Below are 12,676 nucleotides of genomic sequence, written 5' to 3'. Positions count from 1 at the left end.
GTTTAAAAAAATGGATTGTCAATCACGTTGTTAATGCCAAAATATCCATCACCGAAAACGGATAATTTAAAGTTTGGCTAAAATTGGGCGTTTGAATGACAGGAATTTTGGTGGCAAGGGCAAGCATTTCATCTTCTGGCAAGTCAATGATATCCACATATCGCCATTCAAAATCGGCGACCATTTGGGCTTGATTAAGCAAATATTTGGCATCATCGCACAGACGACAGCCGACTGTACCGTACAAAATCCAAAATTTGTCGGTTATCGTTTCGGCAATGGTGGTTGGGTTTGACATTTTTTTATACAGATTTTTTAAACAAATATTTATTAATATGCCAATAATGTGAATGCGTGATGTTGTGAATGCAGGTTCTTAACATAGCTGGCGAAAATGGTTATAATAAGCCATATTTTTGATTTTCACAAGCCATTTACCCACGATAAAACTCCCAATATTATGCCAAACCATTTGCTAAATAATTTACCGCCATCAAAACCCAAACGCAAAAAACGCCAAAAAAGCGTTGCCAAAGACAGCTTGCCCCCTGTCAAACCTACCACAGGTTTTAAAAAATGGTTAAAATGGGTATTTTTGACCTTGATAGGGCTGTTTTTTGCCTTTCATGTGATGGTGGTGGCGTTGCTTGCGATTTGGCAAACCCAGCCGATTCATAACAGTATGTTTATGATTTTACACAGATTATCTACTTTTAATGGCGTGGAACAGACATGGGTTGATGATGAACAAATTTCGGTCAATGTCAAACGTGCGGCGATTGCCAGTGAAGATGCCAACTTTGCCAGTCATGCGGGTTTTGACATTCAAGGCATTGAAAATGCGATTAAAAAAAATCAAAAAGCGGGCAATATTTCCGCAGGTGGCTCAACCATTAGCCAGCAACTTGCCAAAAATCTGTTTTTATTTCCACAGCGTTCCTATATTCGTAAAGGCGAAGAGGCGATTATCACCCTTATGATTGAACAAATGTGGACAAAAGAGCGAATTTTGACCGCTTATCTGAATGTTGCCGAGTTTGGCAATGGGATTTACGGCATTGAGGCGGCGGCACAGCATTATTATAAAAAGTCTGCCAAACATTTGACAAAGCGTGAATCAGCGTCACTGATTGCCATGCTTCCCAATCCAAAATTTTATGAAAAAAATCGCAAAAATCAACGCCTACAAAACAAAACCAATATCATCATTCGTAGAATGGGCGGTGCGGATTTGCCAGATAGTGAATGATTTTGGCAAAAACAAAACAGCAAAAAAATACAATTTTGTATTTTTTTTGACACAAATATCGGTTATGATGAAGTGTTAAACAAAATAAATTGCCACGTTATTTTTAAAAGGAACTCCGATGAACAAAGCGAACAATATAAGCCACAATTTAACCGACAACCAACCAACCAAGCCAGTTTTGCCAAAAAATGCTTTGCAAATTGGGCTAAACCAAATTCATTATCCCAATATTTTTCAAGAAATGGGCGAAATGTCGCAAGCCTATTTTAACCGTGAATTGTCTTTGTTGCAGTTTCATCAGCGTGTGTTGGCACAGGCGACCAATCCACGCCACCCTTTGTTAGAAAGATTGTTTTTTTTGATTATTTTTTCGTCAAATATGGACGAGTTTTTTGAAATTCGTGTCGCAGGTTTGATGCAAAAAATGAAGATGGGCGATGTCGCAAGTAGCATTGACGGTATGCTACCTAGCCAAGTGTTATCGCATATTTCCACCATCGCACATAAGGCAGTAGATGAACAATACCGCATTTTGAACGAAGAGATTTTGCCTGCATTAGCCAAGCAAGATATCCGTTATTTAAAGCGTGAAGAACTGACACCTGCACAGGCAACGTGGGTAAAAGATTATTTTGAACACCAAGTCGCCCCTGTTTTGACCCCAATTAGTATTGATTTGGCGCACCCTTTTCCAAGGTTGGTAAACAAAAGTTTAAATTTTATGGTAACGCTGGATTGTAAAGACAGCAAAGACAGCTTTGGGCGTGTGCTGGACTTTGCGGTCGTGCCAGCCCCTCGCAGTTTGCCTCGTGTTATTCGTTTGCCTGATGAATTGACAGATGGCAAGGAACATCACATCATGCTCACCGCCGTCATTCACGAGCATATTAATCAGTTGTTCCCAAGCCTAAAAGTGACGGGTTGTCATCAGTTTCGTTTGACCAGAAATGCCGATTTGGATTTGGCAGAAGACATTGAAGATTTGGCAAAAGCCTTAGAAGGTGAGCTGGAAAACCGCCGTTTTGGGGCAAAAGTGCGTTTGGAAGTAACCACGCATTGTCCGCAAGAAATCGTGGATTTTTTGCTAGATGAATTTGATTTGACCGAAGAGCAATTATACCGTGTTAACGGGCCTGTGAATTTAACACGACTTTTGTTTGATTTTAAAATGCCAAATTTGCGTTTTCAGCCGTTTACCCACGAAATTCCCAAAGCGTTTCGCCGTGAAATGTGGGAAAAAAATGAAAATGTGTTTAATGCCATTCGCAAACAAGATATCTTGGTACATCACCCATTTCACGCCTTTACGCCTGTGGTGAACCTGATTCGTCAAGCCGCAGGCGACCCCAATGTGTTGGCAATTAAACAAACCCTGTATCGCTCTGGGGCAAATTCTGAAATCGTGCAAGCCCTAGCCGAAGCCGCCAGAAACGGCAAAGAAGTGACCGCCGTCATTGAGCTAAGAGCCAGATTTGATGAAAAATCAAACATTGAAGTGGCAAACTTGTTACAACAAGCGGGTGCGGTCGTGGTGTACGGTATTGTCGGTTACAAAACCCATGCCAAACTGATGTTGATTGTCCGCCGTGAAGACGGTCAATTACGCCGTTATGCCCATCTTGGTACAGGCAACTATCACGCAGGCAATGCCAAGGACTATACCGATTACGGTCTGTTTACCGCCAACGAAGCGGTTACAGAAGACGTGCATAAAATTTTTAACATTTTGACAGGCATGGGCAAACCTGCCAAATTACAGCGTTTGTTATATGCACCAGAAACTTTGCATGACAAAATCATGGACTTTATTGATGATGAAATCAAACACGCCAAAGCAGGGCGACAAGGTCGCATTATCATCAAAGTCAATGCTTTAACCGAAAAACAAATCATTGACAAACTGTACCAGGCCTCACAAGCAGGGGTCAAAATTGACCTGATTATCCGCTCTATGTGCTGTTTGTGTCCGCAGTTGGCAGGCGTGTCCGACAACATTAACGTGCGTTCTATCGTGGGGCGGTTTTTGGAGCATACTCGTGTGTACTATTTTGCCAATGGCTCGCTTGACGACAGTAAAGCCCACGCACGCCTATACTGTGCCAGTGCTGATTTGATGGAGCGAAACTTGTTTAGCCGTGTGGAAGTCGCCTTTCCGATTGACGACCCTGTCGTATTCAAGCGTATTTTTGAAGATATCCAAAACTACCTTAAAGACAACAGCAGTGCATGGCAACTATCAGGCGATGGCACATGGCAATTTATCCAAGCTGATGATGGCAATGTTTTTTCGGCACAAGATTTTTTATTGCAAAAAATCGTCTTTAACAAAAGCCTTGACAAACAAGCCGAAAAAAAGTCGGATAAAAAATAAACTGGACAAAATTGCATGACAAATTTTTCCCAAAAACACCAACAAGCTATGCACCACAGCCGTCAGATTGAAGCGGTGCTACACGCCTCCGAAACGCCTGTTACCGCAAAAACGCTATGCCAACAGCTATCTTTGACAAAAGATAGCTTGGATACGGCGTTGGTCGTGCTACAGCAACGCCTGTCTACAGGGGCTTTGACCTTGGCACAGACGGCAAGTGGCTATCGGTTACAGATTGCTGATGAGTTTAGTCCGCTGATTCAACAAGTTTTTCCAAAACGTCAAGAAACCTTAAGCCAAGCCTTGCTTGAAACCTTAAGCGTAATTGCTTATAAACAGCCTGTTACACGAGCGGACATTGAACAAGTGCGTGGGGTGACGGTGTCTAGCAATATTTTACGACAATTGTTTGATAAAGATTGGATTGTGGAGCGTGGTTTTAAAGATACGCTGGGTCGCCCAGCGTTGCTTCACACGACTGATACGTTTTTAGATGCGTTTGGGCTGACAAGTCTGGACGATTTGCCAGAAATGCCAGAGATTGGGGCGGTTGAAGGTTAAAATTCGGTATTATTCATCAGGTTTTTGTAAATTAAAAAACCGTGATTTTTCTTCCGTTGTATTTTCATTGCCAAATCCTTCTTTGATATTTTGTAAATCTCGGGTATTTTTTTGAATGGTAATCACCGCAAACAAACTCATGGTAAACGCAATCGCATAAAATCCCTTTTCACTTAACAATAAAGTGGCGTTCCAAAGCCCAACGGTAATCAAAATCACCGCAATTGCCAACGCTCCCCAACTAATCGCATAATACAAACCTGACGTTGGCAAGCCATCTTCTTTATCACGCACCGTTTTTTGCAAACTAATCGCAGAATATAGCCCAAAACATAACACGGTAAAATAATAGCCTTTTTCGTTTAATTGCATTTGGGCGTTCCAAAGTCCAATCAAAAATCCCAACACACCAATCCCAAATACCGCCCAAGTCGCCCCAACATAAGAAGATGAAGGTTTATTTATCATAAATTTTCCATTTTTTTGTTAAAAGTTGATTTTTATATTACTCAAAAATTTGACAAATGTAAACGAATTTTTATATGAAAAATTACTAAGATTTATCATCAAAACTAGCGTATAATAACTATTTTAACCACATTGTGAAATGTCAAAACAGGAAAATCCCATGAAAGATGAAAAATTGCAAAAAGCCCTAGCACGTCTAGGTTTAGGCTCACGCCGTCAAATGGAAGACGTTATCCGTGAAGGTCGTGTCAGCGTTAATGGGCAAGTCGCCACTATCGGCGACAGAGTCGGACAGGGTGATGAAATCCGTGTGGACGGTCGTCAGCTACGCTACACCGCCGAAAATGAAAAACGTCGCCGTGTACTCATGTACTACAAACCCGAAGGCGAAATCTGCTCATCAAACGACCCCGAAGGTCGCCCAACCGTGTTTGAACGCTTGCCACCCTTGTCGCATGACCGCTGGATTATGGTCGGACGTTTGGATATCAACTCAACTGGCTTACTTTTGTTTACCAATGATGGCGAATTGGCACACCGCCTGATGCACCCATCCAACGAAATTGAGCGAGAATACGCCGTGCGTGTCATGGGCGAAGTTACTCAAGACATGATAAATAATCTGTCAAAAGGTGTGGAATTAGAAGATGGCTTAGCAAAATTTGACCAAATCGTGGAAAAAGGTGGCGAAGGGATTAACAAATGGTATCAAGTCAAACTCAAAGAAGGCAAAAATCGTGAAGTCCGCCGTCTGTTTGAAAGTCAAGGGCTAAAAGTCAGTCGTCTGTTACGCATTCGTTATGGCTCGGTCAATCTGCCAAGAGAGCTACGTACAGGGCGATATATGGAACTTGACCGCAAAGAAATTGACATTTTGGCAAACATGGTCAATCTGCATCCACGCCAAACCACAGGCTTAAACACAGGGGCAAAACGCCGTCAAGAACGCCTTGAGAAAAAACCACTCAAAGCCCGCCGAGCGACCAACCGTAACCCACGAAAATTTGACAAATAAAATTTGATAAACCATTGTTTTAAAAATATTTTTTAAAATTTAGCAAACGGTGTAATCATTACGCCTTTGTTTTATAAAAAATGTTGTAAAAAGTTTTGAAAAGTTGTAAAAATAAAGGAAAAACTATGATTAGAGAATTACACATCACCGACTACATGCCAAACGCAAACGATACGATTTGGGACGTGCGAGATAATCAGTCATTTAACGATGGGCATATTGAATTTGCCAAGAATCAGCCGTTAGACACGCTAAATGCGGATTTATTAGACAGTACGGAGGGCACGATTTATGTGCTGTGTGGCGGTGGCACAAAGGCGGGCAAGGCGGTGGCGTTGCTTAACGAAATTGACCCAGAGCGTGATATTGTGCATTTAACAGGTGGCACTCGTGGGGCAAAATCGGCAGGTATGACAATTATTAGTGAAGAAAATTAACTTTTTTAAAATCAAATGTTTAGGGGCGTATTGCATACGCCTAATTTTAAAAATATAAAAAAATGAAACCAACCACCCCAACCAACATCATTTTTACAGGCGTTGCAGGCACAGGCAAAACCTACCAACTGCAACAAATTGCCAAAGACTACACCGAATATTTGCCAACCGCAAGCCATGATGAAATTTTGCAAAAATTAGTTGAGCCATTAAGCTGGCGAGAAGTCATTTGTTTGGTTTTTTTGGATGAAATGCAAAAAGGTAGAAATTTGTTGAAAGTTTCAGAAATTTTGGCAAATCCATTTTTTATCACAAAAGCCAATGCCAACGAACGAGTGGATAATTTAAGTCAAACCGCTTGGAGTACGTTGCAACAATTTAGCAATCCCAATTCGCAAACGATTAATTACAAAAACCGCTCAAGCCAAGCCTTTTTTGACAAAGACGACAGTAGCAATTGGTTTTTACTGGGTGAAAGTTTACCACTTTTAACCGATTTACAAACGCAATTGAAAGATTATCAAACCGCTATCAATAATCAATTTCAACCAAAAACCGAACGATTTAGTTTTGTTAGCTTTCATCAAGCCTACGGTTACGAAGAATTTGTTGAAGGCATTCGCCCAAAAATTGCCGATAACGGACAAATGACGTATAGCATTGAACAAGGGGCGTTTTTAAAACTGTGCGAACGAGCCAAAGACGACCCAAACCACCGCTACGCCATGCTAATTGACGAAATCAACCGAGCCAATGTTGCTAGAGTGTTTGGCGAGTTGATGAGTTTGATTGAACCAAGCAAGCGAGTAGGGCAAGCCAACGCCTTAAGCGTGAATTTGGCGTATTCGCACAAGCCATTTAGCGTGCCGAGTAATGTGGATATTTACGCCACCATGAACACACAAGACCATTCGCTAACACCGCTAGATATGGCATTTCGCAGACGGTTTAACTTTGTGGAATGTGAACCAAAACCTGAGCTTTTAGGCAAAATTTTGGCGAATAATATTGAGATTAATTTATTAGATATTTTAATTAATTTAAATAATAAAATTACGCAAATGTTAAGCAAAGACAGCCGATTGGGGCATAGTTTTTTATGGGATATTTATTCGCTTGATGAATTGGCAACCGCATTTGAACAAATGATATTGCCCCAAGTCTCTCAATCTTGCCAAAATAATGGGCAAATTTTACAAAATATTTTTGGTAAAGATTTGATTGTGTTCAATGATAATCAAAATATGTCGGTAAATTTTGGCATAAATTCACAATTGCAAAATTTTGTTGTGAATACAGATGTGTTATATCAGGTTGATTTTTATCAAAATTTATAAAATAACATTGAAAAATCCGTAAAAAACTTGTGATATGCTATTTTTTGGCTTAGAATCATAAAAAATATGTGCAATGTAGGTGCAAATTATGACAACATCAACTTTTAACATTCGCCTTGATGATGAATTACGCAGTCAAGCTACTCAAGTTTTATCGGCTTATGGCTTGACCCCAACCCAAGCGATTAAACTTTTTTTTAACCAAATTGTAAGCACCAAAGCCGTGCCGTTGTCGTTTAATTATATGAATGATGACAGCGATATTATCGCAATCGCCAAAGAACGATTAGCCGACCCACGCCCAATCAAGGTGAATATTGATGAACTATAGTTTGGAATTTGACGAAAGGGCGTTAAAAGAATGGAAAAAATTGGGTGTAACTATTCAAACTCAATTCAAGAAAAAACTCAGCAAAATTTTGGAAAATCCCAAAATTGAAGCGAATAAACTCCATTCAATGCCCGATTGTTACAAAATCAAACTGCGAGCGTCTGGCTATAGGCTGATTTATCAAGTGATTGATGATAGGGTTGTGGTGTTTGTTTTGGCGATTGGTAAACGTGAACGATTGCAAGCCTACGACACTGCAAGCCAGCGTTTATCAGAAAATAATGATTTGCAAAATCAAAATGATGAATAATCATGTCAATCATCACCACATTTGAACACCAAAATTTAACCAAACAAAATTTTATCAATCAACAAGATTTTGATTGGCTGATTGAACAAAATTTTGACGGTTTTCACATTGAACGTAAACATAAAGAATGGCAGATAAAAATCAGCCATTATATCGGTGTGATTGGCTTGCCAAGCGGTTGTCAATTAGAAATTTTGCCAAAAATTAGTCAAACCGATAACAGCAACATCACCGACACTCGTCAATGGCTACAACAAATGTTACAAGATATTTGGCAAACACTTACGCCAAAAATATTGCCAAATTTATCCAATCAACAAATTTTGATGGTTGATAAAAAATTACCGTTAAATCAATGGTTAATTCATCAATTTTGGCAACTGTTTCAAACGTATCAACCCAACCAAAATTATCAAACCCACGAACAAAACCAACCGTTTTTGCAAGGCAAATTGTTAATCAAACAACAGTTGCAATACAACGCCCATCAACCGCACAAATTTTTTCACCAAACCGAACAATTTATCCATGATACCGCTTGCAATCGCTTGGTAAAAACCACGCTACAAACCGTTATTGTAAAATTTAACGTAATCACTTTACCAGCAATTTGGCAAAACATTCCAACGCTGTTACCAAATCAATACCAAACTTTTTTTCACCAAGCTAATCAAGAATTACAGGCGTTACCGCAAATTATTGGACAACAAAATAGCCGATTGATTGAATTTTGTTACATTATTTTAACCTTGCAACAGGCGATAGGGCAGGGGCAAACGCATTCGCCAACCTTGTTGATAAATATGCAGTTTGCCTTTGAAAAATGGATTGGTTTTAAAATTCGTCAAATGTTTGACAATGCAGAAATTGTTGAGCAAAAAAGCCAACATTTGACAATAGATGGACGTTTAGCCATTAAACCTGATATTTGGTTAAAAGATAAAAACAGTGTAAAAGTAATTGATATTAAATGGAAAAATATTAAAAGCGTAAATGATATTAGCCTTGCGGATATGTATCAGTTAATGACGTATGCCAATGAGTTTGGGGCTGATGAAGCGTGGCTTATTGTGCCAACCATGGATAAAAATTTGGAAAAACAGCCGATTGTTTTGGCAAATGAAAAACCGACAAAATTTTGGTTGGTGGCGTTTGATGTGATTATTGGTAAATTTATTTAAATGATTATTTTATTAATATTTAATAAATTATCCACCTGCCACGCCATCATATCATTCACACCCTTAATCTCTAAAGCCGTCAAACATTGACCGCCATAGGCATAAGTATCAATACAAATCAGCCCATCACGCTTTAGCACCTTACCATTCATCTGCGAGCTATGCCCACAAATCACAATTTTGTTGGAGCAATGCCAATTATCACTCTTTTCCAAAAACCGCCATCTTAACCCATTTTCGGTTTGTTTTGCCATCTCAAGGTGGGCAACAGGCGTGGCATGGGTAAAAATAAAATCGTCCGTTTCATGATAGGGTTTGAGATTTTTTAGCCATGTCCAATAGTCGTATGGCACGTTTAAAATGCCATGAAAATCTGGCGTTAAACCAAACGATTGTAAGGCTTTATCACCGCCATATTTAAGCCAAAATTTTAATGCGTCCCTACTTTTTAAACTTTCAATCATCATCTGTTCATGATTGCCCATGATGGCGATGACGTGGCAGACTTTTTCAAGTTCACGAATGGTATCAAGCACGCCCTTGCTGTCCGCCCCACGGTCTATTATGTCGCCCAAAAAAATCAGCGTGTCGCTAGGCGTAGGAGTAATGGCGTTAAGCAAGGTTTTTAGTTGGTCGTGGCAACCGTGAATGTCGCCAAAGGCAAAGGTTCTCATGGCTCTTAAAAAAATATTAAGTGGTTGGCTTATTTTAACATAAGTCTTGCAAATAATTTGTAAGAAATCGCAAGGTTTATCGTCAAAAATGGTAATGAATTTTCAAAAAGTTCATATTTAATTTTTCAATCGTGATAATTAACAAATAACGCCCCTTTGTTGTGTAAAATTTGTTAAAATAACCCATCATTTTTATTTTAACAGGAAAATCCCATGACCAAACATTATGACTACATCGCCATCGGTGGCGGTTCTGGCGGTATCGCATCAATCAACCGAGCCAGCCAATACGGCAAAAAATGTGCCATCATTGAAACCAAACACGTTGGCGGAACGTGCGTAAACGTGGGCTGCGTCCCCAAAAAAATCATGTGGTATGGGGCTCAAGTTGCCGAAGCCTTGCACAAATACGCCCCTGATTATGGCTTTGATGTTGATGTCAAAAATTTTGATTATAAACAACTCATTAAAGTGCGTGGGGCCTACATTGAACGCACGCACGGCTCATATCAACGTGGTTTTGACAAAAATGGCGTGGAGCTGATTCACGGTTTTGCCAAATTTATTGACCAAAACAGCGTAGAAGTTACCCATGCAGACGGCACAAGCGAAACCATCACCGCCGACCATATTTTGATTGCCACAGGCGGTCGCCCAAGCCGTCCAAACATTGAAGGGGCGGAGCATGGCATTGATTCTGATGGATTTTTTGCCTTGACCGATTTGCCAAAAAGCGTGGCGGTCGTGGGGGCAGGGTATATTGCGGTGGAGATTGCAGGGGTGTTTGCGTCTTTGGGGTCGGACACGCATTTGATTGTGCGTAAAGATAAGCCACTTCGCACCTTTGACGGCTATATCGTGGATACGCTTTTGGAAGTGATGACAGCAGACGGCATTACTTTGCATACGCACGCTGTACCAAAAAAAGTCAATAAAAACAATGATAACAGCGTAACCATCACTTATGAAGACGGACGGACACTGACGGTGGATTGCTTGATTTGGGCGATTGGACGTGAACCTGCCACCGATAATATTAACCTTGACAAGGCGGGCGTTGCCGTTAATGACAAGGGTTATATCAAGGTGGATAAATTCCAAAATACCAACGTGCCAAACATCTATGCGGTGGGCGATATTATTGAAAATGGCGTGCAACTGACCCCTGTGGCGGTGGCGAGCGGTCGCAGATTGTCCGAGCGATTGTTTAATAATAAGCCAAACGAGCATTTGGATTATAACCTTATTCCTACTGTGGTATTTAGCCACCCACCGATAGGCACAATCGGCTTGACCGAAGAGCAGGCAAGGGCAGAGTTTGGCGAGAATGTCAAAATTTATCAATCGTCATTTACGCCCATGTACAGTGCGGTAACACAGCACCGTCAGCCGTGCCGTATGAAACTCGTTTGTGCAGGCGATGATGAAAAAGTGGTCGGCTTGCACGGCATTGGCTTTGGTGTAGACGAGATGATTCAAGGCTTTGGTGTGGCGATAAAAATGGGGGCGACTAAGGCAGATTTTGATAATGTCGTTGCCATTCATCCAACAGGGTCGGAAGAGTTTGTAACGATGAGATAACCCATTGTTATGGCAATAAAAAATCCGTCAGTATTGGCGGATTTTTTTGTTAAAAAAAGTGTAAACTTTGATAGATTTATAAAAAAATTAACAATCATAAGGTTTAAAAGGAAAGCAATAATTCTTCATTAATAAAGTTTTATTTTCTGGTTCTAACTTTTGATAATCTTCTTGTTTATGTTTAATTTTATCAAGGTTGGATTTTGCCTTGTTTGGGTCGTAACAAAAGCCTATCATATTGATATTGTACATATAACATAAATATAATTCAAATTGTTTTATCATTGAAGAAAAATTTTCACATAAAAAATATGTTACAATTAGCCAAAATTGAATTTGTAAAAAAACAAAACTTTGCCAAAAAATCAAAAAGGACGTAACATGAAACATAACCCCCAAACTGCCGAACAAGCCCTACAAATGCTAAAAGATGGCAATGCCCGTTTTGTAGAAAGCCTAAAAAACCCCAACGCCACACTACTAGCTACCAACGAACTCACCCAAATTCACGAACCCTACGCCATCATCTTAGGCTGTTCGGACGCACGAGTCCCAGCCGAAATCATCTTTGACCAAGGCTTAGGCGACCTATTTGTCATTCGTGTCGCAGGCAATGTGGTCGCCCCATCACAAATCGGCTCGGTAGAGTTCGCCACCGAAAAATTCGGCACAAAACTCGTGGTCGTGCTAGGACATTCGCATTGCGGAGCGGTAACGGCTTGTGTAGAAACACTAATCAATCCAGAGAAATATTTTTCCCCAAATTTACAATCCATCGTGGATAGAATCCGTCCAAGTGTTTATAATTTACACGAAATCTATACTGCCGACGGTCAAGCCATTGACGCAGATGAGCTAGTGGAACGTGGCATTAAAGCCAACGTACGTATGTCGGTCAGCCAACTCAAACACGGCTCACGCTCGCTAGAAGACCTGGTAAATGCAGGGCATTTGATGATAGTCGGTGCGGTCTATAATATTGAAACAGGGAAAGTGGAATTTATTATCTAAATTAACCTGAATTCGACATAAGAAAAAACTAAAAAAAAGAAGCCCAATATGTTAAAGTAAATTCACCACAAACAACCCTAACAAGGACTTCTTACATGGACAACCTCGAAGCACTATACTGCCACATAGACGACTATTGCAAAACATACA

The 12,676-nt window shown here is 40.3% G+C and carries 14 protein-coding genes; 11 read left to right on the top strand and 3 right to left on the bottom strand.

Annotation, left to right across the window (positions count from 1 at the left end):
* Positions 1–22: 22 nt before the first annotated feature.
* Entirely contained in the window at positions 23–298 is a 276-nt protein-coding gene (locus tag ACGTJS_RS01665; RefSeq protein ID WP_315042460.1) for a glutaredoxin family protein, read from the bottom strand.
* Between the two features lie 96 nt (positions 299–394).
* Between ACGTJS_RS01665 and mtgA the strand changes: the two genes are divergently transcribed.
* The 3 genes from mtgA to scpB all read left to right on the top strand — a co-directional run bounded on the left by mtgA (position 395) and on the right by scpB (position 4,181).
* The gene (mtgA, locus tag ACGTJS_RS01660; protein WP_410472623.1) at positions 395–1,249 is read left to right on the top strand and encodes a monofunctional biosynthetic peptidoglycan transglycosylase; all 855 of its coding nucleotides are present in this window, start codon (positions 395–397) and stop codon (positions 1,247–1,249) included.
* Positions 1,250–1,367: 118 nt separating this feature from the next.
* Positions 1,368–3,620, top strand: coding sequence for a polyphosphate kinase 1 (gene ppk1, locus ACGTJS_RS01655; protein WP_410472622.1), 2,253 nt, complete (start codon positions 1,368–1,370; stop codon positions 3,618–3,620).
* A gap of 15 nt (positions 3,621–3,635) precedes the next feature.
* Positions 3,636–4,181, top strand: a complete 546-nt coding sequence (scpB, locus tag ACGTJS_RS01650) for an SMC-Scp complex subunit ScpB (RefSeq protein ID WP_315042465.1) — start codon at positions 3,636–3,638, stop codon at positions 4,179–4,181.
* Positions 4,182–4,190: 9 nt separating this feature from the next.
* On the opposite strand, the gene yiaA is transcribed toward scpB, so the two are convergent.
* Complete coding sequence (gene yiaA, locus ACGTJS_RS01645) at positions 4,191–4,649, bottom strand: inner membrane protein YiaA (protein WP_315042467.1); 459 nt, start codon at positions 4,647–4,649, stop codon at positions 4,191–4,193.
* Positions 4,650–4,809: 160 nt separating this feature from the next.
* On the opposite strand from yiaA, the gene rluB reads away from it, so the two are divergent.
* From rluB to ACGTJS_RS01615, 6 genes are all read left to right on the top strand, one after another.
* Positions 4,810–5,664: a 23S rRNA pseudouridine(2605) synthase RluB gene (gene rluB, locus ACGTJS_RS01640; protein WP_410472621.1), complete on the top strand. Its 855-nt coding sequence runs from the start codon at positions 4,810–4,812 to the stop codon at positions 5,662–5,664.
* A 125-nt stretch (positions 5,665–5,789) separates the two neighbouring features.
* Entirely contained in the window at positions 5,790–6,101 is a 312-nt protein-coding gene (locus tag ACGTJS_RS01635) for a rhodanese-like domain-containing protein (protein ID WP_410472620.1), read from the top strand.
* Between the two features lie 62 nt (positions 6,102–6,163).
* Complete coding sequence (locus tag ACGTJS_RS01630) at positions 6,164–7,438, top strand: McrB family protein (RefSeq protein ID WP_315042472.1); 1,275 nt, start codon at positions 6,164–6,166, stop codon at positions 7,436–7,438.
* Positions 7,439–7,526: 88 nt separating this feature from the next.
* On the top strand, positions 7,527–7,769 hold the full coding sequence (locus tag ACGTJS_RS01625; RefSeq protein ID WP_315042473.1) for a type II toxin-antitoxin system RelB/DinJ family antitoxin: 243 nt from the start codon (positions 7,527–7,529) through the stop codon (positions 7,767–7,769).
* The gene (locus ACGTJS_RS01620; RefSeq protein WP_315042476.1) at positions 7,759–8,079 is read left to right on the top strand and encodes a type II toxin-antitoxin system RelE/ParE family toxin; all 321 of its coding nucleotides are present in this window, start codon (positions 7,759–7,761) and stop codon (positions 8,077–8,079) included. Before ACGTJS_RS01625 ends, ACGTJS_RS01620 begins: the two co-directional genes overlap by 11 nt.
* Before the next feature lie 2 nt (positions 8,080–8,081).
* Entirely contained in the window at positions 8,082–9,260 is a 1,179-nt protein-coding gene (locus ACGTJS_RS01615; protein WP_410472619.1) for an McrC family protein, read from the top strand.
* Here the strand turns inward: ACGTJS_RS01615 and ACGTJS_RS01610 are convergent.
* Positions 9,257–9,934: a metallophosphoesterase family protein gene (locus ACGTJS_RS01610; RefSeq protein WP_315042479.1), complete on the bottom strand. Its 678-nt coding sequence runs from the start codon at positions 9,932–9,934 to the stop codon at positions 9,257–9,259. The genes ACGTJS_RS01615 and ACGTJS_RS01610 overlap by 4 nt on opposite strands.
* A gap of 213 nt (positions 9,935–10,147) precedes the next feature.
* On the opposite strand from ACGTJS_RS01610, the gene gorA reads away from it, so the two are divergent.
* Both gorA and ACGTJS_RS01600 read left to right on the top strand, forming a co-directional pair.
* A complete protein-coding gene (gorA, locus tag ACGTJS_RS01605) occupies positions 10,148–11,515 on the top strand; it encodes a glutathione-disulfide reductase (RefSeq protein WP_410472618.1) in 1,368 nt (455 codons plus the stop codon).
* A 381-nt stretch (positions 11,516–11,896) separates the two neighbouring features.
* Positions 11,897–12,526 (top strand): carbonic anhydrase, encoded by a 630-nt coding sequence (locus ACGTJS_RS01600; protein ID WP_410472617.1) that lies wholly within the window; start codon positions 11,897–11,899, stop codon positions 12,524–12,526.
* Positions 12,527–12,676: the final 150 nt, after the last annotated feature.

Origin of the sequence: Faucicola mancuniensis (genome assembly GCF_046523945.1) — a bacterium.
Classification (GTDB): Bacteria; Pseudomonadota; Gammaproteobacteria; order Pseudomonadales; family Moraxellaceae; genus Faucicola; species Faucicola mancuniensis.
Note: the sequence above shows the minus strand (reverse complement) of the source record. Positions and strands in the feature narration are given on the sequence as shown.

Bases quoted from the DNA above. Each gene is read 5' to 3' on its own strand.
- ACGTJS_RS01665 (WP_315042460.1), bottom strand. From the start codon at position 298: ATGTCAAACCCAACCACCATTGCCGAAACGATAACCGACAAATTTTGG.
- mtgA (WP_410472623.1), top strand. From the start codon at position 395: ATGGTTATAATAAGCCATATTTTTGATTTTCACAAGCCATTTACCCAC.
- ppk1 (WP_410472622.1), top strand. From the start codon at position 1,368: ATGAACAAAGCGAACAATATAAGCCACAATTTAACCGACAACCAACCA.
- scpB (WP_315042465.1), top strand. From the start codon at position 3,636: ATGACAAATTTTTCCCAAAAACACCAACAAGCTATGCACCACAGCCGT.
- yiaA (WP_315042467.1), bottom strand. From the start codon at position 4,649: ATGATAAATAAACCTTCATCTTCTTATGTTGGGGCGACTTGGGCGGTA.
- rluB (WP_410472621.1), top strand. From the start codon at position 4,810: ATGAAAGATGAAAAATTGCAAAAAGCCCTAGCACGTCTAGGTTTAGGC.
- ACGTJS_RS01635 (WP_410472620.1), top strand. From the start codon at position 5,790: ATGATTAGAGAATTACACATCACCGACTACATGCCAAACGCAAACGAT.
- ACGTJS_RS01630 (WP_315042472.1), top strand. From the start codon at position 6,164: ATGAAACCAACCACCCCAACCAACATCATTTTTACAGGCGTTGCAGGC.
- ACGTJS_RS01625 (WP_315042473.1), top strand. From the start codon at position 7,527: ATGACAACATCAACTTTTAACATTCGCCTTGATGATGAATTACGCAGT.
- ACGTJS_RS01620 (WP_315042476.1), top strand. From the start codon at position 7,759: ATGAACTATAGTTTGGAATTTGACGAAAGGGCGTTAAAAGAATGGAAA.
- ACGTJS_RS01615 (WP_410472619.1), top strand. From the start codon at position 8,082: ATGTCAATCATCACCACATTTGAACACCAAAATTTAACCAAACAAAAT.
- ACGTJS_RS01610 (WP_315042479.1), bottom strand. From the start codon at position 9,934: ATGAGAACCTTTGCCTTTGGCGACATTCACGGTTGCCACGACCAACTA.
- gorA (WP_410472618.1), top strand. From the start codon at position 10,148: ATGACCAAACATTATGACTACATCGCCATCGGTGGCGGTTCTGGCGGT.
- ACGTJS_RS01600 (WP_410472617.1), top strand. From the start codon at position 11,897: ATGAAACATAACCCCCAAACTGCCGAACAAGCCCTACAAATGCTAAAA.